Annotated in this window: 22 protein-coding genes; 14 read left to right on the top strand and 8 right to left on the bottom strand. The window is 33.3% G+C overall.

Features of this window, described 5'->3' with window-relative positions; translation table 11 throughout:
* The first annotated feature begins 20 nt into the window (after positions 1–20).
* The 4 genes from aspA to AC1Q7L_RS11570 all read left to right on the top strand — a co-directional run bounded on the left by aspA (position 21) and on the right by AC1Q7L_RS11570 (position 4,361).
* Positions 21–1,421, top strand: a complete 1,401-nt coding sequence (aspA, locus tag AC1Q7L_RS11585) for an aspartate ammonia-lyase (RefSeq protein ID WP_492306086.1) — start codon at positions 21–23, stop codon at positions 1,419–1,421.
* Between the two features lie 8 nt (positions 1,422–1,429).
* A complete protein-coding gene (locus AC1Q7L_RS11580; protein ID WP_492306085.1) occupies positions 1,430–2,227 on the top strand; it encodes a class I SAM-dependent methyltransferase in 798 nt (265 codons plus the stop codon).
* Positions 2,228–3,082 (top strand): glycosyltransferase family 2 protein, encoded by an 855-nt coding sequence (locus AC1Q7L_RS11575; protein ID WP_492306084.1) that lies wholly within the window; start codon positions 2,228–2,230, stop codon positions 3,080–3,082.
* Positions 3,083–3,290: 208 nt separating this feature from the next.
* Entirely contained in the window at positions 3,291–4,361 is a 1,071-nt protein-coding gene (locus AC1Q7L_RS11570) for a hypothetical protein (RefSeq protein WP_492306083.1), read from the top strand.
* On the opposite strand, the gene AC1Q7L_RS11565 is transcribed toward AC1Q7L_RS11570, so the two are convergent.
* From AC1Q7L_RS11565 to AC1Q7L_RS11555, 3 genes are all read right to left on the bottom strand, one after another.
* Positions 4,354–5,832 carry a lipopolysaccharide biosynthesis protein gene (locus AC1Q7L_RS11565; protein ID WP_492306082.1) on the bottom strand — a complete coding sequence of 493 codons (1,479 nt, stop codon included), beginning with the start codon at positions 5,830–5,832 and terminating at the stop codon, positions 4,354–4,356. The genes AC1Q7L_RS11570 and AC1Q7L_RS11565 overlap by 8 nt on opposite strands.
* Before the next feature lie 9 nt (positions 5,833–5,841).
* The gene (locus AC1Q7L_RS11560) at positions 5,842–6,636 is read right to left on the bottom strand and encodes an FkbM family methyltransferase (protein WP_492306081.1); all 795 of its coding nucleotides are present in this window, start codon (positions 6,634–6,636) and stop codon (positions 5,842–5,844) included.
* Between the two features lie 145 nt (positions 6,637–6,781).
* On the bottom strand, positions 6,782–7,447 hold the full coding sequence (locus tag AC1Q7L_RS11555) for a DUF2461 domain-containing protein (RefSeq protein ID WP_492306080.1): 666 nt from the start codon (positions 7,445–7,447) through the stop codon (positions 6,782–6,784).
* Positions 7,448–7,721: 274 nt separating this feature from the next.
* Here AC1Q7L_RS11555 and AC1Q7L_RS11550 point away from each other — a divergent pair, with 274 nt between their 5' ends.
* The 7 genes from AC1Q7L_RS11550 (at position 7,722) to AC1Q7L_RS11520 (ending at position 14,789) form a co-directional block, all read left to right on the top strand.
* Complete coding sequence (locus AC1Q7L_RS11550; protein ID WP_072412442.1) at positions 7,722–9,437, top strand: DEAD/DEAH box helicase; 1,716 nt, start codon at positions 7,722–7,724, stop codon at positions 9,435–9,437.
* 152 nt (positions 9,438–9,589) lie between these two features.
* Positions 9,590–10,228, top strand: a complete 639-nt coding sequence (locus tag AC1Q7L_RS11545; protein ID WP_072412441.1) for a DUF47 domain-containing protein — start codon at positions 9,590–9,592, stop codon at positions 10,226–10,228.
* Positions 10,229–10,242: 14 nt separating this feature from the next.
* Complete coding sequence (locus tag AC1Q7L_RS11540) at positions 10,243–11,385, top strand: inorganic phosphate transporter (protein ID WP_492306079.1); 1,143 nt, start codon at positions 10,243–10,245, stop codon at positions 11,383–11,385.
* 103 nt (positions 11,386–11,488) lie between these two features.
* Positions 11,489–12,460, top strand: coding sequence for a polyprenyl synthetase family protein (locus tag AC1Q7L_RS11535; protein ID WP_410693361.1), 972 nt, complete (start codon positions 11,489–11,491; stop codon positions 12,458–12,460).
* Between the two features lie 88 nt (positions 12,461–12,548).
* Complete coding sequence (locus AC1Q7L_RS11530) at positions 12,549–13,529, top strand: GSCFA domain-containing protein (protein ID WP_492306078.1); 981 nt, start codon at positions 12,549–12,551, stop codon at positions 13,527–13,529.
* Positions 13,507–14,022 carry a DUF4269 domain-containing protein gene (locus AC1Q7L_RS11525; protein WP_492306077.1) on the top strand — a complete coding sequence of 172 codons (516 nt, stop codon included), beginning with the start codon at positions 13,507–13,509 and terminating at the stop codon, positions 14,020–14,022. The genes AC1Q7L_RS11530 and AC1Q7L_RS11525 overlap by 23 nt, the downstream gene beginning before the upstream one ends.
* Before the next feature lie 5 nt (positions 14,023–14,027).
* Positions 14,028–14,789 (top strand): TatD family hydrolase, encoded by a 762-nt coding sequence (locus tag AC1Q7L_RS11520; RefSeq protein WP_492306076.1) that lies wholly within the window; start codon positions 14,028–14,030, stop codon positions 14,787–14,789.
* A gap of 105 nt (positions 14,790–14,894) precedes the next feature.
* Here AC1Q7L_RS11520 and AC1Q7L_RS11515 read toward each other — a convergent pair whose 3' ends face one another.
* Positions 14,895–16,169, bottom strand: coding sequence for a DEAD/DEAH box helicase (locus tag AC1Q7L_RS11515; RefSeq protein WP_492306075.1), 1,275 nt, complete (start codon positions 16,167–16,169; stop codon positions 14,895–14,897).
* A gap of 87 nt (positions 16,170–16,256) precedes the next feature.
* Positions 16,257–16,763, bottom strand: a complete 507-nt coding sequence (locus tag AC1Q7L_RS11510) for a DUF6438 domain-containing protein (protein ID WP_492306074.1) — start codon at positions 16,761–16,763, stop codon at positions 16,257–16,259.
* Between the two features lie 194 nt (positions 16,764–16,957).
* Between AC1Q7L_RS11510 and AC1Q7L_RS11505 the strand changes: the two genes are divergently transcribed.
* Complete coding sequence (locus AC1Q7L_RS11505; RefSeq protein ID WP_492306073.1) at positions 16,958–18,109, top strand: hypothetical protein; 1,152 nt, start codon at positions 16,958–16,960, stop codon at positions 18,107–18,109.
* 16 nt (positions 18,110–18,125) lie between these two features.
* A complete protein-coding gene (locus AC1Q7L_RS11500) occupies positions 18,126–19,988 on the top strand; it encodes a S8 family serine peptidase (protein WP_492306072.1) in 1,863 nt (620 codons plus the stop codon).
* A gap of 72 nt (positions 19,989–20,060) precedes the next feature.
* Here the strand turns inward: AC1Q7L_RS11500 and obgE are convergent, their stop codons facing one another.
* The 3 genes from obgE to hpt form a co-directional block, all read right to left on the bottom strand.
* Complete coding sequence (obgE, locus tag AC1Q7L_RS11495) at positions 20,061–21,044, bottom strand: GTPase ObgE (RefSeq protein WP_410693372.1); 984 nt, start codon at positions 21,042–21,044, stop codon at positions 20,061–20,063.
* An 80-nt stretch (positions 21,045–21,124) separates the two neighbouring features.
* Entirely contained in the window at positions 21,125–21,703 is a 579-nt protein-coding gene (locus AC1Q7L_RS11490; RefSeq protein WP_410693373.1) for an adenylate kinase, read from the bottom strand.
* Positions 21,704–21,850: 147 nt separating this feature from the next.
* Positions 21,851–22,405, bottom strand: coding sequence for a hypoxanthine phosphoribosyltransferase (gene hpt, locus AC1Q7L_RS11485; protein WP_066751064.1), 555 nt, complete (start codon positions 22,403–22,405; stop codon positions 21,851–21,853).
* A 555-nt stretch (positions 22,406–22,960) separates the two neighbouring features.
* Here hpt and AC1Q7L_RS11480 point away from each other — a divergent pair.
* Entirely contained in the window at positions 22,961–24,550 is a 1,590-nt protein-coding gene (locus AC1Q7L_RS11480) for an ABC-F family ATP-binding cassette domain-containing protein (protein ID WP_492306071.1), read from the top strand.
* The last annotated feature ends 56 nt before the right edge of the window (positions 24,551–24,606 follow it).

Raw genomic sequence — 24,606 nt, 5'->3', positions numbered from 1 at the left:
AAAAATTTAAAAAATCTGTAATGGAAAATTTCAGAAAAGAAAGTGATCTATTAGGTGAACTCTACGTTCCTGTGGATGCTTATTATGGAGTTCAGACCCAAAGAGCGATTGATAATTTCAAAATTTCGGGACAGTTGCTTTCTTCATACCCCGACTTCATAAGAGGATTGGCTTTTGTGAAAAAAGCTGCCGCAAAGACCAACTATGAATTAGGTTTGCTTGATGAAGAATTATATTTCAAAATTGCTGAAACTTGTGACGAATTAATTTCAGGGCAACTTCACGACCAATTTCCTGTAGACATGATTCAGGGCGGGGCGGGAACTTCGATTAACATGAATGCGAACGAAGTAATTGCCAATAGAGTGTTGGAAAAATTAGGTAAAAATAAAGGTGAATACGAATTTTGTTCGCCAAACGATCATATCAACCTTTCACAATCAACAAACGATGCATATCCTACTGCTATAAAAATGGGATTATTGCAGATGAATATTGGTCTTGTGGACAAACTTCAAAAAATTGTTGAAGCTTTCCGTGCGAAAGGAGAAGAATTTCAGGATGTCATCAAAATGGGGAGAACCCAACTTCAGGATGCTGTTCCAATGACGATGGGACAGGAATTTGAAGCGTTTGCAGCCAATTTGGAAGAAGATATTTCTAAATTAAACAGCAACGCAGATCTTTTTGTTGAAGTAAATATGGGAGCCACAGCAATTGGAACGGGAATTAACGCTCCGATTGGTTATGCTACACTTTGTGCTAAAAATTTAACTCAAATTACAGGTTTTCCAATCGTTTCTGCTCCAAATTTAGTTGAAGCTACACCAGATACAGGTGCTTATGTGATTTATTCTTCCGCAATGAAGCGTCTTGCCGTGAAATTATCAAAGATTTGTAATGATCTGAGATTGCTTTCTTCAGGGCCAAGAGCGGGATTGTTTGAAATTAATTTACCTCCAATGCAGCCGGGTTCTTCAATTATGCCTGGAAAAGTAAATCCGGTAATTCCGGAAGTGGTTAATCAGGTTTGCTATAAGGTAATTGGAAATGATTTAACGGTGACTTTTGCAGCGGAAGCTGGTCAGTTACAATTAAATGTAATGGAGCCCGTACTTTCTCATGCGATAATGGAAAACATTAATTTCCTTTGCAATGCTTTAGATACGCTTCGTGACAAGTGTGTTGTCGGAATCACTGCAAACAAAGAAGTGTGCTTAAACATGGTTAAGCACAGCATCGGAATTGTTACAGCTCTTAATCCTTACATCGGTTACAAACAGTCTACACAGATTGCAAAAGAATCGTTGGAAACAGGAAATAGTGTATATAATTTAGTGTTGGAAAAAGGATTGCTTTCACAAGAAAAATTGGATGAAATCCTTGATCCTAAGAACATGCTGAAACCTCATAATAAATAATATTTTCTGTGAGTAAGATCAACAAAACTGTCAAAGCATTACAAAATATAGCTCAAGATCCAAGCTTGCTTAACTTGGTGCTTAACGACAGAAATGTAAAGAAAAAAGAATTTCTTAAAAAATATCCTCATTTGGAAACCCTTCCTCAGATCAACCTTCTTGATCTGAGTGAAGGATCTTTTGATGAAACCATTGATTTATGCTTTCTGGACGGAGGTTCAATTCCTACAGATTTAGCCTTGTTAAAGACTTTAGCAAAAGGAAAGAAAAGCTATTTTGAAATCGGAACATGGAGAGGAGAAAGTGTTTGGAATGTTGCAAAAGTGATTAACGATTGCACAACTTTTAACCTTTCAGGAAAAGACCTTTTGGAGCTAGGTGTAGATAAAAAATATGCCGATCTTCACGGAATTATTTCCAAAAAAAATCCTGAAATCCTTCATTTAGAAGGAAATTCGAAAACGTTTGATTTTGGAGGTTTAAATAAAAAATACGACCTTATTTTCATCGACGGAGATCATTGCTATGAAATGGTGAAAAACGATACTGAAAAGGTGTTTAAACATCTTATGCATGAAAATACGGTAGTCGTTTGGCATGATTACGCCTTTAATCCAGAAAAGATCAGATATGAAGTTTTTCAAGGGATTTTGGATGGTTTGCCTAAAGATTTTCATCAAAACTTATATCATTTAGCCAATTCGATGTGTGCTGTTTTCATTAAAGGTGATTTTAAAACCAAGGCTTTTGAAAGTTTACAGGAACCTGAGTTTTTATTTGAAGTAAATTTGAAAATAAAAAAATAGGTGAAATTTTTAATTATCATCCCTGCACATAACGAAGAAGGCAATCTCTCATTCACTTTAAATTCTTTACAACAGCAAAGTTTTAAGGATTATAAAGTTGTGGTTGTTAATGATGGTTCAACGGATAAAACATCCGAAATTATCAAGAAATATACGGATCAGGATTCTCGTTTTGAAACCATAAATCTTCAAAAATCTGCTCATCAACCGGGTTCAAAAGTGGTTAACGCTTTTAAAAATGGGTTAAAAACTCAAAATATAAATGAGTTTGACATCATTTGTAAGTTTGATGCAGATATTATTTTACCTGAAAATTATCTTGAAACCATAGAGGAATCTTTTCAAAATAACCCAAAAAATGGTTTGATTGGAGGGCTTTTATATATCGAGAAAAATGGAGAATGGATATATGAAGGAAATTCAAATAAACATCACGTGAGAGGTCCGATGAAAGCTTATCGAAAGGAATGTTTCATCGAAATTGGAGGTCTAAGAGAAACATTAGGCTGGGATAATATTGATTCTATTTTACTTGAAAATTTAGGTTGGAAAGAAGTCGTTTTGTCTGAATTACAAGTGAAATTAATTAAAGTAAAAGGCGCTGATTACACCGTAAAAGAATCTGATTATTACGGAAGATATTTTTATTTTCTAGGCTTAAAAAGATTTCTGGCTTACGTTGCATCTTCCAAAGAAGCTATGAAAAGCAAATCGATTCCATTTTTCTTCCAAATTATTAAGTCTTACGAAAACTGCAGATCAAAAAAACTGGAAATGAAAATCACGAAAGACGAACAAAAAGTTATCAACAACAAGCGTTGGGAAGCTTTGAAAAAGAAATGGTTAAAGATTTAGTAAAATAGTTAAGCATACAGTTTGTCATTCCGTAGGAATCTAAATCCCAATTATAAAAGGTATTGTAGAGATGCTTCCAGCATGACAAAGATGATATAGGTAAGATTATTGTTGTCGCAAGATTTTTTGCATTAAAAATATCAATAGGAACGGGCTTTAGCCCGTTTAATAAATCAAGAAAATCAATTGGCTTTAGCCAAAACTTAAAGTGAAAAAAATAGCCTACATAGAAATAGACACTCACGCAGAAATTGCACAGGATTTTATTGAAATCATGCAGGATTCGAATGAATTTGAAGTAGATTATTATTTTTCGCAAAGAATTAAAAATCAGATAAAAAAATCAAGAGAAAATATATTTCTGTCTGATAGTTCAATGATTATGGATCAGCTGAAAATAAAAAAATACGACCTGATTATTATTGGAACTGTTCATCGCTATTTCAACACATTTCAAGCTATTACAAATAAATTTAATACGGCAATTATAGTTCATAATATTAATTTTACCAATATTTCAAAATCTGATTTAATTAAAAATATCCTGAAAAAAGATCTGATTTACAGATTGAAATTATGGTGGAAAGAAGGACTTTTCTATTCTTCAAAAGTTTATAAGAAGGCGAAAAATTTATTGGTTTTAGATCAGGAATTAGCTTCTGAAAAATATACATTCCTTCCTCTTTTTTACACTAAAAATGTTCAGAATTCAGAGAATAAAGTGTTGAAAATAGTTATTCCTGGAGGTGTTTCTCAAATGAGACGAGATTACAAAAGAGTATTTTCAAATATAAAAAAATGGGAAGATGATTTAAAAAATAGCCCAAATTCAGGAAATAAATTAATTGAATTTATATTTTTGGGAAAAGCTGACGGAAATGAATTACGAGAAATTATTAATCTGGAAAAATCTTCAGAAAAAATTAATATCACCTACTTTTCAGAACGTATTTCTCAGGTTGATTTTGAAAAATGGATGAGTGAAGCAGATGTTTTATGGTGTCCTATTCAGCAAGAAACTGAGTTTTTCAGTCAAAAAGAAATCTACGGAACCACTAAAATGACAGGTAATCTTGGCGATGCGATCAAGTATGGAAAATTGGCTGTTTTTCCTAAGAATTATCCTTCGAAACTAGATTTCATTATTCCTGAGAATGATAATTTAATGGAACAGTTTATCCAACTGAAAAATATTAACTTCGATTTTCAGAAAAATTATAACAAAAAATTGGTTCAGGAGAATTTAGAAAATATTTTAAATCAATTAATTACTACTTGATTTTAAAAACACTTTTTATAAATCTGATATTTAAATAATCCTCAATTGGGAAGATTTTAGTGAAATAATTTCCAATATAAATCAATACTAAAACAACGGTCGGTTTGTAGATCAAATTGATGAAGTTATTATCAAAAGTAGGCAACACAATCGCAACAGTTATCGCTAAAGTACAGATAATCGACACAAAAATCATTTCAATTGTCAACGGAGAAACTTTAAAAACAACATAATTAAAAATGATTTTAATAACGTTGTAAGTTGTTAGTGAAATTGCTGTAGATAAGGCAATTCCAATCAATTTAAGGTCTGTGTTTTTAATGAAATAAAGATTCAGACCAATCGTTAATCCTGCCAATAAAAGCATCACTAAAATATTGAAACGATAGTATTTAGAAAGTGAAATAATATTTCCGTTGAACCCTGTGGCAAGGTCAACTAAAACCGCAGAACCCCAGATCCAAACTACGGGTTCGTATTCTCTCAGCATTGTTCCGTTTTTAGGCATAAATTGCGTTAAAAAAGGAAATCCTACCATGATGCAGGAAAATAAAACGGCGCCTAAAAAATATAAAGATAAAGACGTTTTTTTATGAAATCTGTCCAGTTCTTCCATATCTCCGTCTGCCAGTGTTTTATTAATAATTGGCGCAGAAATATTAAATAATCCCAATTGTGGAATAGATATCAAGGAAATTAAAGCGTATAAAACTGAGTAAATTCCGACTTCTTCCATTCCTAAATATTCTCCAATCATAAAGCTATTAATGGCTAAATAATTCCCGAATGTTCCCAGAAATCCAAAAAAACTATAATTAAAAAACTCTTTCCAGAAATTATTTTTCTTAAAATAATCTGTGTTGAAATCGAGTCGTATTTTTTCTAGTTTATTCGTGTAATAAATGTAACCGAAAAGCATTAAAGTGAAAATCCCAAAGAAAAAAGCAAATGCAACTTTCTGTGAAAAAGCAAAATAGAAGAATAAACAAAATGCTCCTAAATTGGCTATTTTCGGAAAAAGATTATCAAAAATATTAGAAACAACGATTCTTTTGTAGTTGGAAGTGTATTTATTAAAGATCGCACAAAACGAAAGAATTAAGATCAACGGAAGAATCATTTCTTTGCTCTTCCAGGCTTCCGAGAGTTTGAATTTAGGATAAAAATAGGGGAGGACAAAAAATATTACACTGAATACAACAAAATTAATAAGAACTGTAAGCAAAGAAAGCGAAAGCATATTCTGTTTTTTGCCGTCTTTTTCTACAGTGTGAAAAAATTTCACATTAGAATAAGAAATTCCTAAAACAACAAAAGGAACCAGCATTTCAGCTGCAGGAAGGATGTAGCGCAATTTTCCGTAAAATTCAAAATCATAAGGGAAAATGAAAATTGCAGAAATTGTACCCAACAAAAAACCAATATAACCGATAATGGAATATTTGAAGCCTTGCCTTGCTACTACGCTCATAATAATATTTTAAAGGTTTTTAGGTATAAAAATAATGTTGTTGATGTATTCCGTTTTATTTTTTTCGTCGTTGGTGTTTTTTGTTAGAATTTCTTCAGTCAGTTTTTCAAGCTCAAAATTATGTCTGTTTAGATATTTGGCTTCATATCCCCAGCTTTCAACCTCAGAAATTTCATTCCAGATGGGTTTGTCGTGGTGTCTTTGCTCCATTTCAACCATCAAAGTCGGTAAAAATTGCTGAATGATTTTTTTTGCTCCTAAAAGCGTTTTCATTTCATTTCCTTCAACATCTATTTTGATGAAATCCAGTCTGTTAAAGTGTTCAATTGCAGCCCAATCATCTAATTTAATGACCTTTACTTTTTCGGTATAGCTTTTTTCTTCGCCCTTTTCTTTATATAAAGTGTTCAGCGTTCCTCGGGACGCGATCATTTTACCATTGATAATGGGAACTTTAAACTCGGCAGTTGTATTTTCGTCAGAAAGTGCCAGAGGAAAAACGTTTATTCTCGGGAATAATCTTTTCAGGCGGCGGTACAGTTTTTTGTTGGGTTCAAAAGCATAAATATGGTTATGATCCAACTTGTTTTCCAGCTGATAGAGGAAGGTTCCAACGTTGGCTCCGATATCAAGAATGACTGCTTTTTTGGGCAAATATTCTTTGATCCAGACCAATTCTGGTTCTACATTACGAGCCGAAAAATTATCTTTATTAAGATGGTTTAAGGTCTTAAAATATCTTTTTTTATAGAAATTCGGACTAATATATTGTAGTTTTTCTGCAATTCTTTGGTATAAAGACATCCTGAGTTTTTTGACGATCAGCAAAGATAAGCAAAAATGTTAAACTAATGTTAAATTTGTTTGATTGTAATGGGTTGATTATCAGTTGTGAAAATATTTTTTTCAAGCCTGTAAATAACAAACTGGATGTTGAATTTTTATTGAATTAAATAAATGGTGTATTCAAAAAATCATTAAAAGGTTTCATGACTTTAAAAATCTCTGACATGCTTTTCGCTGCATTTTCATCTAAAACTTCTTCGTCTTTTAAATTATAAACCACAATGAAGCTTTTTAATTTTAAATATTCACCCATCGGATCTTCTTTTTCAAAACCTTGAGGAACTTTTTTCAACTTGTCGTCTTGGTCTAATTCCGGGAAGTACTTTTTGAAATCTTTATTGTTGATAACTTTCATGAAATCGTCTCCATATAAAGAAATTTCTTTTCTTACTTCTTTCAAAACAGAGGATTCCGGCATGTAAATTCCGCCTGCTAAAAATGATTTTCCGGGTTCTATGTGAAGATAATATCCGCCTTTCTGACTTCCTTTTCCCATTCCTAATGAGGCACCGAAATTGGTTTTGTACGGGATTTTGTCTTTTGAAAATCTCGTATCTCTGTAAATTCTGAATAATGCTTTTTTTGGATCTAATTTTGCCAACTCTTCATCAAATCCTCCCATTTCATTGATCAGCTCTTCAAGAAAAGAAATTACATTTTGCTGAGATTCTGTGTAAAGATTTTTATTTTCATTAAACCATTCGCGATTGTTGTTTTTAGTCAACTTTTTGATAAAATCGAACGTTTTTGTAGAAATGGTAGCGGACATGTTTATATTTTAAATCAAATTTAATTAAATCTCTTTTATACGCCAAATAATATATTTTTTTAATGATTCACAATTATTTAACTCGATAACAAATAATTTAATAATCGCCGTCTTGATTGAGATTTTGTTACATTAAAAATAAAAATTTTAGGGTTTTTCTGTTGAAATTTTAAAATATTTAGGGTTTTGGAAATTAAAATTATTAATTCCGTAATATTATATAAAAAGAAATCCAAATATTAATTGTATATTTGCAGAAATTTTATAATATTTAATGAATTTATTTACGGAGTCCAATTTAAGTCCTGACATTCTTAAGGCAGTTGGCGAACTGGGTTATGAAAGCCCAACAGAAATCCAAAAACAGACTATCCCTTTTATTCTTTCAGATATTCGCGACTTGATCGCACTTGCGCAAACAGGGACAGGCAAAACAGCAGCGTTTTCGCTTCCGATTTTGGATATGATTGACGATACGAGTCGCAAAATCCAATTTTTGGTGCTTTGTCCGACACGAGAACTATGTCTTCAGATTTCTAAAGACATAAAAAATTACTCCAAATACATGAAAGACATCAAAACTACAGCAGTTTACGGTGGAAGCAGTATTATGGACCAAATTAGATCTCTAAAGGATAAGCCACAGATTATTGTAGGTACTCCAGGAAGAGTTATCGACCTTATCAACAGAAAAGCATTAGACTTTTCTGCTATTCATTGGTTAGTTTTAGACGAAGCTGATGAAATGCTTTCAATGGGTTTCAAAGACGAATTGGAAACAATTTTGAGAGAAACTCCTGAAACAAAACAAACTTTCTTATTCTCTGCAACGATGAATAAAGAAGTGGAGAGAATTTCTAAAAATTATCTTACAAAACCACACCGTATTTCTGTGGGTTCTATTAACGAGGTTAAAAAGAACATCAAGCATGAATATTACGTTGTTGGGTACCGTAACAAAAAAGAAGCTCTTAAGAGATTAATTGATGCAAACCCTAACCAGTATTCAATTTTGTTCTGTAGAACAAGAATGGAAACTCAGGAAGTTGCAGATTTCTTAATGCAGAACGGTTACGCAGCTGATGCTCTTCACGGAGATCTTTCTCAAGCGCAGAGAGATACTGTAATGAAGAAATTCAGATTGAAAAACATCGATATTTTGGTTGCGACAGACGTTGCAGCGAGAGGATTGGATGTTGATTCATTAACTCATGTTATCCATTATTCTTTACCAGATGATCCTGAAGTATTCGTTCACAGAAGTGGAAGAACAGGTAGAGCAGGAAAAGACGGGATTTCAATCTCTTTAATTAAGCCTGAAGAAAGCAGAAAATTAAAGCAGATAAAATCTACAACGAAAATTGATATCGTTGAAAAAATTATACCAACAGGACAAGAGGTAATTAAAGCTCAGGTTGGTGGAGTTTTCGAAAAATTATTCACAGAACACGAAGATATCTTCGAATTTGATGACAGCTTGATCCCGGATCTTAATGCTTTCACAAAAGAAGAATTGGTACACAAATTATTGCAGTTCCAATTGAAAGATCTTGCATTGTACTACAAAGATAAACATGATCTTGTTGAGCAGAAATTCAGCTCTAGAGATGATGACTATCCTAGAAGAGACAGAGATAGAGGTCGTGACAGAGATAGAAGCAGAGGAGACCGCGATAACAGAAGTGGAGACAGAGACAGAGGAGGAAGAGAACGTGGTGGAAAACCAAGAAGAAAGAACGAAGATATGGTAAGATTCTTCTTCAACTTGGGTAAAAAAGATCAATTGAAGAAATTAGATGTTTTAGATATCATCAACAAAGCAACTACACCTGCGGGAGGTAGCAAGAAAAGAGCTGAAATTGGTGACATCGAAATTCTAGAGAAATTCTCTTTCTTTGAGATTGAAAAATCGTTTAAAGGAGAGCTTTTGAATAATATTGCATCAATGAAATTCAAAGGAAAAGATATGAGAGCTGAAGAGGCGAATTAATACTCATTCCAAACTATATAAAACCGGCATCAAAGCCGGTTTTTTTTGTTTGATAATCAGGCATTAATGTAATGTTAACAAAACTTAACGTCAGATTGTTTCAGGTAAGGTCCTTTTTTAGGAAATTTGCACAAAATTATAAATACTTAAAAATGGGAATTGGTAATATTTTCCACGCTTTTCAACCAAAAGACAAAATCTTCTTTGTACTTTTCGAAAAAGTAACAGAGAACCTAGTTGCAATGTCTGAAGAATTCAACACCGGTATCAAAGATTTCGATCTTAACGATGACTCTATGTTGAAGAAAATGAGCGACTATGAACACAAAAATGATGAGCTTACTCATGAGATTTTTGTAGAATTGGGTAAAAACTTTATCACTCCTTTCGATCGTGAAGATATTCACACGTTGGCTACTGGTTTAGATGATATCGCTGATTACATCTATGCTTCTACAAAGTATATTTTTCTTTACAAGTCTCCTGAACTGAAGGCTTATTCAGATTTCTCTTTACTGATCCACAAAGCTTGTCTGGAAATCCAGAACGCAATGAAAAACCTTAAAGGGTTTAAAAACATGGAGCAGGTAAAAGAAGCTTGTATCAAAGTAAATTCTATTGAAAATATTGCAGATGACCTTCTTTCCAATTCTATGGTAGAATTGTTTGAAACGAATGACGCTATCAATATTATCAAAGTTTCATCTGTACTTAATTATCTTGAAATAGTAACCGATAAGGCAGAAGATGTTGCCAATACTATTGAGAACATCATGATTAAATACGCCTAAACAATATAACAAAAATGGAATTTCCTATTTTACTGATAGTTATTATTGCGCTGGCTTTAATTTTCGATTATATCAATGGTTTTCATGATGCGGCCAACTCGATTGCGACTATCGTTTCTACAAAAGTTTTAACTCCATTCCAGGCTGTACTTTGGGCAGCGCTTTGGAATTTTGCGGCTTTCTTTATCGCTGCTTATATTATTGGAGAATTTAAAATTGGTAATACAATTGCCAAAACGGTTAACGAGAACTTTATTACATTAGAAGTAATATTTTCAGGTCTTATTGCTGCAATAGCCTGGAACCTTTTAACGTGGTGGTTTGGGATTCCTTCATCATCATCACACACTTTGATCGGCGGGTTTTTAGGAGCGGCTTTAATGCACGCCTTTATGATGGATTATCACGAAGTTGTTGCTGCTCATCCTGAGCTAGGAATGTGGGATACGTTTAAGACGGCTGCTTATCAGGTAACGACACAAAGCGTTGTTAAATTTGATAAAGTAATTCCTATTTTCTTATTCATTTTTATGGCTCCGATTATTGGGATGATTATTTCAATCATTATCACATTAATTATTGTTCACCTTTATAAAAAATCGAATCCGCATAAAGCAGATCAATCATTTAAGAGATTACAGTTGGCTTCTTCGGCTTTGTTCAGTTTAGGACACGGTCTGAATGATGCACAGAAAGTAATGGGTATTATTGGAGCAGCGATGATCTATTATCACGTGAATATGCTTCAGGATCCTGTTTATCTTAATATTCCTTCTGCAGGACGTTTCGATTATTTTGCACAACATTATATTTGGGTTCCTTTGGTTTCTTTCATCGCAATTGCATTGGGTACAATGAGTGGTGGTTGGAAGATCATTAAAACAATGGGAACTAAAATCACTAAAGTAACTTCATTGGAAGGTGTAAGTGCTGAAACAGCAGGAGCAATTACTTTATTTATTACAGACCATTTTGGTATTCCTGTATCTACAACACATACGATCACAGGTTCTATCATTGGAGTTGGTTTAACAAAAAGAGTTTCCGCGGTAAGATGGGGAATTACGGTAAGCTTACTTTGGGCTTGGGTATTAACGATTCCTATCTCTGCAATTGTTGCAGGAATTACTTATCTTTTGGTTACATTTTTAACTTAAAATACAAATTCAAATAATAAAAAAAAACTTTGTCCATTTGGGCAAAGTTTTTTGTTTTATAAAGCCCTGAAAAATCGTATTTTTGTTGAAATTATATGATTTTATGGAATTTTTAGACAGATACCAACAAATTGTTGCGGACGCCATTACCAAGTACACTTTTAAAGATAAACCTACTGAATTGTACGATCCGATGAACTACATTATTTCCCACGGTGGAAAACGTCTTCGTCCGATCATGGTGTTGATGGCTTGTGATTTGTTTGGCGGCGATCTTAAACAGGCGATCAAACCTGCCTTGGCAATCGAGTTTTTCCATAACTTCACTTTGATCCATGATGATATTATGGATGAAGCTCCTTTAAGAAGAAATAAACCTACGATTCATACTTTACACGGAATCAATGTGGGAATTCTTTCCGGAGACGGATTGATGTTAAAGGCTTACAAATTCTTTGAAGACCTTGAACCTGAAATTTTTAAAGCTTGTATCAGAATTTTTACACATACCGGACTTCTTTTATGCGAAGGTCAGCAGTATGATATCAATTTTGAGACGCAGGAAAACGTAACTTTTGATGATTATATCAGAATGATTACGTATAAAACAGGTGTTCTAAGTGCATCTTCTTTCGAGATCGGATCATTGATTGCTAAAGCTAATTTTAAAGATGCTAAAGCAATTTTCAACTTCGGAAAACACATCGGGATTGCTTTCCAGATCATGGATGATTATTTGGATGTATTCGGAGATCAGGCGCAGTTTGGAAAAAAACATGCAGGTGATATTTACGAGAACAAAAAAACAGTTCTTTATCTGATGGCGAGAGAGCATGCAACGGACGAAGAAAGAAAAGAACTGGATTATTGGTATTCTAAAAAGACAGATAATATCGACAAAGTTTATAACGTTGAAAAGATCTTCAGAAGAACTAAAGTTGACGAAAAAGCCTTGCGTTTGATCGAAAAACACAACGAAATCGGTCAAAGCTACCTTAAGAAAATAGATATTCCGGAAGAAAAGAAAAAGCCGTTTATAGAACTGGCGAATTATCTTTTGAGAAGAGAGAGTTAAATTAGGTAATAGGATTTAGGGCTTGGGAATTAGTTCCTTTCAAACGGTGCAAGCTAAGCCCTAATTCCTAAATCCTAAACTTTATACAATGAAATTCAGGACTGAAGTTGAGATCAAAGAATCAGAGAAAAAAATAGAAATTGAAGATAAAATATTTTCAATAGGTTCATGTTTTGCCTCTGAAATGTCAGATTTATTTTATGATGGCCAGCTTCAAACCGTCAACAATCCGTTTGGGACTGTTTTTAACCCGTTTTCAATCAGTAATTCCATTAAGACGCTTCATGATTCTGATTTTTATCATGAAGAGGATTTAATCACCTTTAATGATGAATTTATTTCTTTGGATCATCACACGAGTTTCGACACAAGATTTGTTCATCAGACCTTAGAAAAAATAAATTCCAAAATTGAAGAAGGAAATCGGTTTCTTCAAAATACCAATTGGGTAATCATAACTTACGGAACTTCATTTATTTATGAATTTCTTCCTAAGAATAAATTGGTTGCCAATTGTCATAAAATTCCCCAAAAATTCTTCGAAAAGAGATTGTTGACCCATCAGGAACTCACAGATTCCATTTACAATACGATTTTAAACCTTAAAGATATTTGTAAAGATGATGTTCAGATCTTATTTACGGTTTCACCAGTTCGTCATACGAAGGATGGAATGATTGAAAATCAGTTAAGTAAGTCAAAATTGATCACAGCTATTCATGAAGCGATTTTATTGTTTGAAAATTGTCATTATCTTCCGATTTATGAGATTTTAATGGATGATCTTCGGGATTACCGCTTTTATAAAGAAGATATGATACATCCGAATTCTCAGGCAGTAAATTATATTTTTGAAAAATTCGGGAGCGCTTATTTTTCTAATGAAACACAGGATTTTATTAAAGAAAATTTTAAGATCAATAAAGCTTTAGAGCACAGAACGAATGACGATAAAGATCCAAAATACCTTGAGTTTAAAGAAAAACTGAACGAAAAGATTGAGGCTCAACGTAAAAAAGTTAAACATAAAATATTCCAGTTTTCAAATGATCGACTTTACAAAACTTGATTATTTAAAAGAGGGAAATAATAAGCAAAAAAGAGCTTATGAAGTTCTTACCAATCACGAAATTTTCGAAAAATTAAGTAATTATTCACCCATTTTATCCGGAACAATTCCGATTGAAATTGATGTTGAAGGTAGTGATTTAGATATAATTTGTGAGGTTAAAAATGAGACCGAATTTCTGGAAGTTTTAAATCAAATTTTACCTCAAAATATTGATTTTACAATTGAAAAGAATATAATTAATAATGAAAATTGCATTATTTTGAATTCTATGTTGGAAGAATTTCCCATCGAAATTTTCGGACAAAATAAACCGACAACAAAACAGAATGCTTATCGACACATGATCGCAGAATACAAAATATTACAGGAAAAAGGAGAAGATTTTAAACAAAAAATAATAGAATTAAAGAAAAAAGGAATCAAAACAGAACCCGCTTTTGGCTTGTTGATGAACCTTGAAAATCCTTATGAAGATCTATTAAAATTTTAAAAACAATGATTGATACACATACCCATTTATACTCAGAAGAGTTTGATGAAGATAGAAAAGAAGCTATTCAAAGAGCTTTAGATAAAGGAATTACAGAGTTTTATCTTCCGGCAATCGATTCAGAATCTCACGAAAAAATGCTGCAATTGGAAGCAGATTATCCGAATCAGATTTTCTCAATGATGGGACTTCATCCTTGTTATGTAAAGCCTGAATCTTGGAAAAAAGAATTAGAAATTGTTAAAAATTATCTTGATCAAAAACATTTTCCTGCAATCGGAGAAATTGGAATTGATCTGTATTGGGATAAAACGACATTAGATATTCAGGTTAAAGCTTTTGAACAGCAGATTGACTGGGCAATTGAAATGGATCTACCAATTGTAATTCACACAAGAGAAAGTTTTGACGAAACTTTTGAAGTACTAGAAAGAAAAAAACATCCAAAACTTCGCGGAATTTTCCATTGTTTTTCAGGAGATTTAGAACGGGCAAAACACGCAATCAATCTGAATTTCATTCTGGGAATTGGTGGAGTAGTGACCTTTAAAAATGGTAAAATCGATCAATTTTTAAACGAAATTCCTTTAGACAAAATTGTTCTGGAAACAGATTCTCCATATCTGGCTCCCGTTCCTCACAGAGGGAAAAGAAACGAAAGTTCTTACCTGGATTTGGTTGCCGGAAAGCTGGTGAATATTTATGGTAAAGATTTTTCTGAGATCGATAGAATTACAACTGAGAATGCAAAGAATTTGTTTAAATAAGATCAATAGGAACGGACTTTAGTCCGTTTAACAAAAAAAATAATTCCAATTGGCTTTAGCCAAAATCAAAAAATAAAGCCTTCTCAAATTGAGAAGGCTTTTATATTATTTTTTTCTGAAAAAGCTCTTGTTTTTAGGCTTCTTTCCGGCATCTACTGCTGGTTTTTTCTTAGTATTCGCAGTTTGAGACGGTCTAGGAGATCTTGCACCTGCAGGTTTATTATTAGAATCTCTTTTCTGTGCTACTAAATTATCTGTGTGAAAAGGGTGATCTTTTACAATAGGAATTTTCATTCCGATCAGCTTTTCGGTATTTTTCAGGTTTAATAAGTCAAGTCCATCTACGAAAGAGATTGAACTTCCCTCTGCACCCGCTCTTCCTGTTCTTCCGATTCTGTGAACATACGTTTCAGAAACGTCGGAAAGCTCGAAATTAACAACGTATTTAAGCTCGTCAATATCAATTCCTCTCGCTGCAATATCTGTTGCAACAAGAACTCTTGTCTTTCCTGATTTAAAATTATTTAAAGCATTCTGACGGGCATTCTGAGATTTATTCCCATGAATAGCTTCTGTAGAAATTTTGCTCGCCTGAAGTTTTCTTGCAATTTTATCTGCTCCATGTTTCGTTCTTGAAAAGACTAAAACGGAATCAGAAATATCATTTTGCAAAATATGAGTAAGAAGATCTAGTTTGTCATCTTTTTCAACAAAATAAACCGATTGTTTGATGGTTTCAGCTGTTGAAGAAACAGGAGTAACTTCTACTTTTACAGGATTATTTAAGATAGAATCTGCTAATTTCTGAATTTCAGAAGGCATTGTTGCTGAGAAAAATAAAGTCTGTCTTCTCTGAGGTAAAAGTTTAATAACTCTTTTTACATCATGTACAAAGCCCATATCCAACATTCTGTCGGCTTCATCAAGTACAAATATCTCAATGTTTTTTAAACTTACGATTCCCTGAGCAATAAAGTCAAGCAATCTTCCCGGAGTCGCCACCAAAATATCAACCCCTCTTCTAAGAGCAGTTTCCTGGCTTCCTTGTTTTACCCCTCCGAAAATCACCAGTTCCTTTAATGGAAGGTATTTTCCGTAAGCTTTAATGTTCTCTTCGATCTGTATCGCCAATTCTCTTGTCGGAGTCAGAATAAGAGCTTTTATATTTTTGTTTTGTACTTTATTTTTGGATAAATTTTGTAAAATAGGAATGGCAAAAGCGGCCGTTTTTCCGGTTCCGGTTTGTGCACATCCTAGGAAGTCTCTGCCATTTAAGATTTCAGGAATAGATTTTTCCTGAATAGGAGTAGGGGTTGTATATCCCTGTTCCTGAATTGCTTTTGCAATGGGGTCTATTAGGTTTAGGTCTGTAAAATTCAAATGAATTATTTTTTTATTTAAAGTAAAAATTCCCTCAATGTGAAGGAATTATATTATGCAAAGGTAGTTTAAATATTTTTAAGTATATTACTTGACTTTGGTCCATTGCTGATTAAGTTTTAAATCTTCAAAAAATTTGTAAACTTCAATCAATTTTTCGCTTCCTCTTTTTCCATAATCTTCCACTTTTTTTGAGGTACCATCGGCAAAATTTACAGTTAAATTAGAACTTGAAAGATCTGATACGTTTTTTTGTCCATAGTTTTCATTTAAATTTTTAACATCTAAACCATTTAATAGAGAAACTAATTTATTATAATCTGCTTCTTTAATTGTTGCTTTAAAGGTTCCTTCGCGAGGTTTTGAAAACTCATCTTTTGAAGGTGTTTTTGTAAAGTTAAAATGTTCCGCTTCTAAAACCGCAGTTCTGTCAGGATTGATAGTCATCGCAAATACAGGACAAAATCCGAAACAAGGTGTTGTTTTATATTCAATTGTAGAATATTGTGATTTGCTATTTTGTGAGTTTTGTGCATTTTGAGAATTACACGAAAATAATACAACAAATGCAAAAAGACCTAGTAAATATTTCATAGTTTAAATTTGATTGGAGTCTCTCAATAATTGTTCCAAAAGATATGGTCTAGTCAATAATTAAAGAAAAGTTCATAAAGGCTCTAGCAGAGGGAGTTTTTTGTTGTTATAATGTAATGATTTAGATTAATTACATAAAATATTCTATTATAAATGATATAATTTTACTTGAATTTAAAAATTAATTTATAATCATGAAAAAAACTACAATTTTAATTGCAACAGTCTTAGGTTTTGCTGCAAATGCACAATCATGGAATCTTACAGGAAACGGAGCAACTAGTCCAACTACTAATTTTTTAGGAACTACAGATAACCAATCTCTTGTTTTTAAAACTAATAATATAGAATGGATGAAACTAAATACTAAAGGGAGGGTAATATTTCAGAATATAGACAGCGGTTCAGGTTTGGATAGTAACTTGTTTTTAGGAGGAGGAAATGATAATTTTGTAGGATTCGCCAATACATCAGTTGGTATAGGTGCACTTGTTAGTAATATAGGAGGAGGAGCAAATACAGCTTTAGGTGCAAATAGCTTAAGAGCAAATGTATCAGGAGGGCAAAATACTGCAATAGGAGTAAATGCTAACGCAAATAGTACTATTGCTACAGCTAACACTGCTGTAGGAGGAAATGCAATAAACGGTCTTGGAACATCCAAAGCGAATACAGCAGTTGGTTTTGCTGCTCTTGCAAGATACAATGCTACAGTTAATGATAATATTGAGAATAATACAGCAATTGGTTATGGTGCAATGTCAGGAACAAATTCAGGTGTTGGAAACTCAGCCCTTGGAAAAAGAGCTCTAAGCGGAGTTTCTAGTGGAAACAATAATATTGGGATAGGTATTGAAACAGGAAATAATATTGCAGCAGGTAATGAGAATATTGTTATTGGTAATAATTTGAACGTTTTAACATCAGGAGGAAATAATCAGCTAAATATTGGAAATTGGATTATAGGAAATAATGGTACCATTGGGATCGGACAATTCACCAACCAATTGCCAGCAGATGGTGTTTCTCAAGATGGAGAAAAATATAAACTTTTCGTAAAAGACGGTATAAGAACAGAAAAAGTAAAAGTTGATATTGCAGCAAGTAATGGCTGGGCAGATTATGTTTTTGAAAAAGATTATAAACTAATGCCATTGAATGAGCTTGATCAATTTATAAGTAAAAATGGCCATTTGCCTGAAGTTCCAACTACTGAAGAAGCTATTAAAAATGGAATAGAGCTAAAAGAAATGAATATTCTACTCTTAAAGAAGGTGGAAGAGCTTACTCTTCATGCAATTGAACAACAAAAGCGTATTGAAGCTTTAGAAAGTAAGTTCAAGTAATATTAAATTTGAATTTATGAGAAATAAAATATTACCTCTATTATTAATTGTTTCATCCTTTTCTTTTGGACAAAATAAATTCTTTTATGTAGAGATTCCAAGTGAAAAGAATGTTCCAAAAATAAACAAGACAACAGATAATAAAATACATCTTGTACATACTGATCAGGAAGTAAACAGACTGTTTTCAAATTATTCGATATATAAATTTGAAAAAGCATTTCCTACTTCAAAAACTGAAAAACTGAGAAATGTGTATGTACTAGAATGCAGTAGTTTTGATTTGAAGGATCTATTATCACAAAGATTCGGAAGTTATTTTCCTAATACAGAATATGCTTCTCAGCCTGAGTTATTATATACACCAAACGACTATCATTTTTCTGGAGACTATCTAAACTCCAAAACTTATGATTTAATAAATGTAAAAGAAGCATGGGATTATAGTCATGGAGATCCCAAATTTTTTGTTGGCATTTCAGACACACCTGCAAAATTAGATCATCCTGACCTGAGCGGAAAAGTATTTTCTCTATATTCTAATCCTGTAGCTCCTGATGGTCATGGGACAGCAAGTGCAGGAATAATAGGGGCAAATACAGATAATAATCTGGGTATTGCAGGAATTGGTTTCAATTCTTCTGTATTAAGCTACGGAATATCTGTCGGAAGCATGCTTGAACTTTCACAAAATGGGGCTAGAGTAATTAATGCTAGTTGGGGTTCCGAGCTTTCTCAGCCAAGCACCTATGAGCAGATGATAATTGATGAAATTCACGATAATGGTAGTGTTATTATCGTATCCGCTGGAAATGGGACTGTTTCCGGATCAGGGAATCCCTTCACGTATTATTATCCAGCTAGCTATAATCATGTTATAAGTGTGGGTGGTGTTGGATCTCAAGATGTTGGATGGATTGCAACCTATGGAAGTTCGGCTGGGTTGCCTTCAAACTGGAGAGATAGAGTTGAGAATCGTCCCGGAAATCCTAACACAACTTTTCAAACCAATGATAAAGTTGATATAATGGCACCTGGTTTTGGTGGCTTCTCAACTGTATATTTGACTACTGTTCCTCCGCAGGGTACTCAGGAATATAACAATTATGGAGGAACTTCAGCTGCAGCTCCACATGTTTCAGGAACAGCAAGTTTAATGCTTACAGCAAACGGATGCTTAAATCCTGATGAGGTTGAATCAATATTAAAGCTTTCATCTGTATCAATTGATGATATCAGTACAAATATACCATATATTGGGAAAATTGGTTCTGGTAGAGTCGATGCAGGAAATGCAACAAAAATTTCATGGCAGATGAATCCTTCTAATGGAGGTGAGGTCAATGTTAAAGATAGACATTTCGACAGGTGGCATTTTGAATTACTTAACTCTCCGCAAAAAATAAGAATTGAAAATCAATCGTTCACTGATAATGCGGATATCCTCTTCAGAGCAAAGGAATATATTTTAATTGATACTGATGTTTTATTAAAACCTGGACCAGGCAAAAGTGATTACTTATTTGTTTCTAATGAGAATACTTGCTTCAATTTTAAACCTACTTTCAATCCGAGTAATATAATCACAGATAAGAAAGCAGATTTTAAACAGGAGACTTATAACGATCTACAAAATAATGACATAAGTATATATCCTATTCCTACTAAAGAAAATATTTTAATAAAATCTAAGATTGACTTTAATACAGCAGAAATTAAAATATATGATGGCAATGGTAGGTTAGTACAACAAAATATAATCAATAATAAAAATAATATTATTTCAATTAACCTTTCTACACTTGTAGCTGGCAATTATATTATAGAAATTTTATTTGATGGTAAAAAACATTATTCTAAAAAAATAGTAAAGCAATAAAATAATTTACAGTAAACAAAAAAGGATAAACAGCAATGTTTATCCTTTTTTTATATTGTATAAGATATTTTCTTATCCGTGCAACTGCTTCCAGATCGCATCTTTCAATTCCATAAGACCTTCTCCTGTAACTCCTGAGAAAAATAAAGGTTTTTTATTTTCAGGGAATTCTGCAGAGATCTCTTTTCTAAGCTCTTCATCCACAAGATCGGATTTTGAGATAGAAATGATGAAATCTTTATCTAATAATTCAGGGTTGTATTCCTGTAATTCATTTTCCAAGATTTTAAACTCTTGGAAATGACTTTCAGAATCTGCAGGAATAAGGAATAATAGGATCGAGTTTCTTTCAATATGTCTCAGGAAACGGTGACCAAGACCTTTTCCTTCCGCTGCACCTTCAATAATTCCCGGAATATCAGCCATTACAAAAGATTTGTAATTTCTGTAGTCTACAATTCCTAAATTGGGCGTTAAAGTGGTAAAAGCATAATTGGCAATTTTCGGTTTAGCAGCAGAAACAGATGATAGAAGGGTTGATTTTCCTGCATTAGGGAAACCTACCAATCCAACATCAGCTAAGATTTTAAGTTCGAAAACGATAAAACCTTCCTGACCGTCCATTCCCGGTTGTGCAAATCTAGGCGTTTGGTTGGTAGAAGATTTGAAATGTTCGTTTCCTTTTCCACCTTTTCCACCTTCCATCAGGATGATTTCCTGACCGTCTTCCAGGATTTCACCAACGATTTCTCCGTCTTCATTTTTAGCGATGGTTCCGATAGGTACATTGATATAAATATCTTCTCCGTAAGCTCCTGTAAGCTGGTTTTTAGCTCCATTCTGACCACGTTCTGCCTTTATGTGACGCGTGTATCGAAGAGGTAGTAAAGTCCATTCATGAGCATTTCCTTTCATGATAACGTGACCACCACGTCCTCCGTCTCCACCATCAGGACCTCCTTTCGGAATATATTTTTCACGACGAAGATGGGCAGAACCTGCGCCACCATGACCGCTTTTACAATGAATCTTTACGTAATCTACAAAATTTGACATAATTCTTTTAGGGTTTAGGCTTCAGGGATTAGGGAATAGATTTGAGCAATGCTAAATCCGAATCCCTAAATTCTAAATCCTTATTTTATTTTTTCTACTTCAGCAAAGAGCTTTTCAGAGATTTCGTTGATCTCGCCAACTCCGTTTACCTCTACATATTTTCCTTGCTGCTTATACAATTCAGCTACTTCAGCTGTTTTTGCATAATATTCTTTAATTCTGTTTTCGATGATTTCTACATTGCTGTCATCGGTTCTTCCGCTTGTTTCGCCTCTTTTCAGCAATCTTTCAACCAAAATAGTATCTTCTACGATTAATGAAAGACAAACATCGATGTTGTCGTTTAATTCATCTTTTACGATTTTTTCCAAAGCTTCTGTCTGAACTGCAGTTCTCGGATATCCGTCGAAAATAAATCCTGCAGCATCCGTTGGTTTTCTCAATTCGTCAATCAGCATATCGATCGTTACCTGATCCGGAACCAATTCTCCTTTATCAATGTAAGACTTTGCCAGTTTCCCAAGGTCAGTATCATTTTTCATGTTGAATCTGAAAAGGTCACCTGTTGAGATTTGTTTTAAATTAAATTTCTCGATCAGATTCTGAGCTTGAGTTCCTTTTCCACTTCCTGGAGGGCCGAACAGAACAATGTTTATCATAATGTTGAAGCGCTTTTGGCAGTTTGCAATTGGCTTTTACCATTAGCCTATTTGCTTTTAGCCTTTAGCATTTTTAAGTTATTATTAAATTTATTTCTTTATTTTACTTTTTTAGGCTAAAAGCTATCAGCTAATAGCCAACAGCGTTTAATGGTTGATTTGTCCGTCAGATAATTGATATAAATTCGGAAGGTTTCTTCCTAATTCATCATAATCTAAACCATAACCAAGAACAAATTTGTTCGGAATCTCTTTTCCGATATAATCTAATTTGAAATCTTTTTTATAAACTTCCGGTTTCAATAAGAAAGAAGCGATTTTTACAGATTTTGGACGCTGTGTTTCGCTAAAATATTTGAAAAGGCTTTCAACCGTATTTCCTGTGTCTACAATGTCCTCTACAAGGATGATGTGACGGTCTTTTACGTCCTTCGTTAATTCCATTTTCTGGTAAACGATTCCTGTAGATTCTGTTCCTGCGTAAGAACTCATTTGGATGAAAGCAATCTCGCATTCACCTGGATAATGTTTCAAAAGGTCTGAGAAGAACATGATAACTCCGTTCAAAACACCAATGAAAACAGGAACTTCGTCCTTGTAATCTTCATAAATTTTTAAAGCTGTTGCTTTTACGATCTCCTGAATTTCGGCGTCCTCCAGATAAGGAACAAAAGTTTTGTCGTGAACTTTAATACTTTCCATAAAATTTTTAGTAGTTTGCAAAGTTACGGATTTTTGATGAAAGTTTTTAGCGTTTAAGACTAAGAGTGTTTTAAGCTTTAAGAGTTGATGATTTTATACTGTAATGTTATTTTGAATGGAGAAAAAGTGTGAAGAAGAATCTGTTTTGCAGTATTTTTCATAATGATTTTCCAATCTCTTTGTCATCCTGAAAGGATCTAAATAACATTTTTAGAATTGTAATATTGAAAGATGCGTGTCTAGATCCTTTCAGGATGACAAACTTTCTGAATGTTTCGAGGTGCTGAAATGGCGACAAATACCCTAGCCCCGATTGAGTGAAAATCCTTTTTTGAAAAAAAAGATTGCAACGGAAAGCGGGAAATAGCTCCTGAAAATAAGTAATGAATAATGGGCAATGAGTAATAGAAAACTAAATAGAAGAATGTTTAAAAATTATTATCTTTGCGACTCACAAAACCCAGAAAACGATAATGTAGGATATAATTTCTTTCAGATTTAATTGAACAATAACGAAAATGTTATTGAAGTTTAACCTTAATTAAGAAAGAAATCATGCTTTTTCTACACAATATATCTTTTGGGTTTCCTGCGGGGAATCTGCTTTTTAATTCTATTAACTTAACGATACAATCAAATACAAAATCGGCTTTGGTCGGAAGTAACGGCATGGGGAAATCTACCTTGCTGAAAATTATTGCGAATGAAATTGAACCTTTGGAAGGAAGCGTCAATATTCAGGGTGATATTTTCTATGTTCCGCAGATGTTCGGGAATTTTAATCATCTGACAGTTGCTGAATGCCTAAAAATCGACAAAAAATTACATGCACTTCAAAAAATAACGAATGGAGAAGTGGATGAAATGTATTTCGAAACTTTAAATGACGATTGGGATATTGAAGAACGCTCTAAAATCGCTTTACAGTATTGGGAACTTGAAAATTTAGATGTAAATCAAACATTAGAAAGCCTGAGTGGCGGACAAAAAACAAAGGTTTTTCTAGCGGGAATTCAAATTAATCAGCCTGAAATTATTTTATTGGATGAACCAACGAATCATCTTGATTTGGAAGGCAGAAATCTGCTGTATGAGCTTGTTGAAAAGACAAATTCGACGGTTGTAATTGTCAGTCATGACCGAACTTTATTGAATTTAGTTGATACTATTTTTGAATTGAGCAATCAGGGGATTTCGACTTATGGCGGAAATTATGATTTTTATGCCGAACAAAAAGAAATTGAAAATGAGGCGTTGCAAAACGATATTCATTCCAAAGAACGTGCGTTGAAAAAAGCAAAAGAAAAGGAACGTGAAACTTTGGAACGAAAGCAAAAACTCGATGCGCGAGGAAAAGGAAAGCAGGAAAAATCGGGTGTGGCGAGAATTATGATGAATACGTTGAGGAATAATGCCGAGAAAAATTCTTCAAAATTGAAAACGATTCACGCTGAGAAAATCAATGATATTTCTGGTGATTTGCGGGATTTGCTTTCGTCTGTGAGAAATGCGGATCAAATGAAAGTCAATTTTAATGATTCAGAACTGCATTCCGGGAAGATTTTGATTTCGGCAGCGGAAATTAATTTTAAATATAATGAAGAAAACCTTTGGCAGGAAAATCTCAATTTTGAAATTAGAAGTGGTGACAGAATTTCTATCAAAGGTTCGAACGGTTCGGGAAAAACGACTTTGATAAAGCTGTTGTTGGAGGATTTGAAACCGTCTGTCGGAAAAATTTCGAAGTCGGATTTTAATTCGATTTATATTGATCAGGAATATTCTTTGATTGATCGAGATTCAACGATTTACGATTTTGCTCAAAAATTCAACGATAATGCGTTACAAGAATCTGAAGTGAAAACATTATTATCAAGATTTTTATTCGGAAAAGAAACATGGGATAAAATAGGTGATGTTCTGAGTGGCGGTGAGCGTCTGCGACTTCTTCTGTGCGGACTTTCCATCAGCAATAAAGCTCCTGATATGATTATTCTCGATGAACCAACGAATAATTTGGATCTTCAAAATGTAGAAATTCTAACCAATTCTATTAAAGATTATCATGGAACTTTGTTAGTGATTTCACACGATGAGATTTTTTTGAGGGAGATTGGGATTGATAATGAGATTGTTTTAAGCTAATCACAAAATTAATATATTTTTTGTCGTTCCTTGGTGGTTTTGAGAATCTTAGTCAT

The organism is Chryseobacterium sp. GW823-FHT05E08 (assembly GCF_058795655.1).
The sequence above is the reverse complement of the archived record's forward strand: the minus strand, read 5'-3'. Positions and strand labels throughout refer to the sequence as shown.

What these genes read in the sequence shown, in the direction of transcription:
- aspA (WP_492306086.1), top strand. Translation starts at nt 21, where the DNA reads ATGGAAAATTTCAGAAAAGAAAGTGATCTATTAGGTGAACTCTACGTT.
- AC1Q7L_RS11565 (WP_492306082.1), bottom strand. Translation starts at nt 5,832, where the DNA reads ATGAGCGTAGTAGCAAGGCAAGGCTTCAAATATTCCATTATCGGTTAT.
- AC1Q7L_RS11560 (WP_492306081.1), bottom strand. Translation starts at nt 6,636, where the DNA reads ATGTCTTTATACCAAAGAATTGCAGAAAAACTACAATATATTAGTCCG.
- AC1Q7L_RS11555 (WP_492306080.1), bottom strand. Translation starts at nt 7,447, where the DNA reads ATGTCCGCTACCATTTCTACAAAAACGTTCGATTTTATCAAAAAGTTG.
- AC1Q7L_RS11550 (WP_072412442.1), top strand. Translation starts at nt 7,722, where the DNA reads ATGAATTTATTTACGGAGTCCAATTTAAGTCCTGACATTCTTAAGGCA.
- AC1Q7L_RS11545 (WP_072412441.1), top strand. Translation starts at nt 9,590, where the DNA reads ATGGGAATTGGTAATATTTTCCACGCTTTTCAACCAAAAGACAAAATC.
- AC1Q7L_RS11540 (WP_492306079.1), top strand. Translation starts at nt 10,243, where the DNA reads ATGGAATTTCCTATTTTACTGATAGTTATTATTGCGCTGGCTTTAATT.
- AC1Q7L_RS11535 (WP_410693361.1), top strand. Translation starts at nt 11,489, where the DNA reads ATGGAATTTTTAGACAGATACCAACAAATTGTTGCGGACGCCATTACC.
- AC1Q7L_RS11530 (WP_492306078.1), top strand. Translation starts at nt 12,549, where the DNA reads ATGAAATTCAGGACTGAAGTTGAGATCAAAGAATCAGAGAAAAAAATA.
- AC1Q7L_RS11525 (WP_492306077.1), top strand. Translation starts at nt 13,507, where the DNA reads ATGATCGACTTTACAAAACTTGATTATTTAAAAGAGGGAAATAATAAG.
- AC1Q7L_RS11520 (WP_492306076.1), top strand. Translation starts at nt 14,028, where the DNA reads ATGATTGATACACATACCCATTTATACTCAGAAGAGTTTGATGAAGAT.
- AC1Q7L_RS11510 (WP_492306074.1), bottom strand. Translation starts at nt 16,763, where the DNA reads ATGAAATATTTACTAGGTCTTTTTGCATTTGTTGTATTATTTTCGTGT.
- AC1Q7L_RS11505 (WP_492306073.1), top strand. Translation starts at nt 16,958, where the DNA reads ATGAAAAAAACTACAATTTTAATTGCAACAGTCTTAGGTTTTGCTGCA.
- AC1Q7L_RS11500 (WP_492306072.1), top strand. Translation starts at nt 18,126, where the DNA reads ATGAGAAATAAAATATTACCTCTATTATTAATTGTTTCATCCTTTTCT.
- obgE (WP_410693372.1), bottom strand. Translation starts at nt 21,044, where the DNA reads ATGTCAAATTTTGTAGATTACGTAAAGATTCATTGTAAAAGCGGTCAT.
- AC1Q7L_RS11490 (WP_410693373.1), bottom strand. Translation starts at nt 21,703, where the DNA reads ATGATAAACATTGTTCTGTTCGGCCCTCCAGGAAGTGGAAAAGGAACT.
- hpt (WP_066751064.1), bottom strand. Translation starts at nt 22,405, where the DNA reads ATGGAAAGTATTAAAGTTCACGACAAAACTTTTGTTCCTTATCTGGAG.
- AC1Q7L_RS11480 (WP_492306071.1), top strand. Translation starts at nt 22,961, where the DNA reads ATGCTTTTTCTACACAATATATCTTTTGGGTTTCCTGCGGGGAATCTG.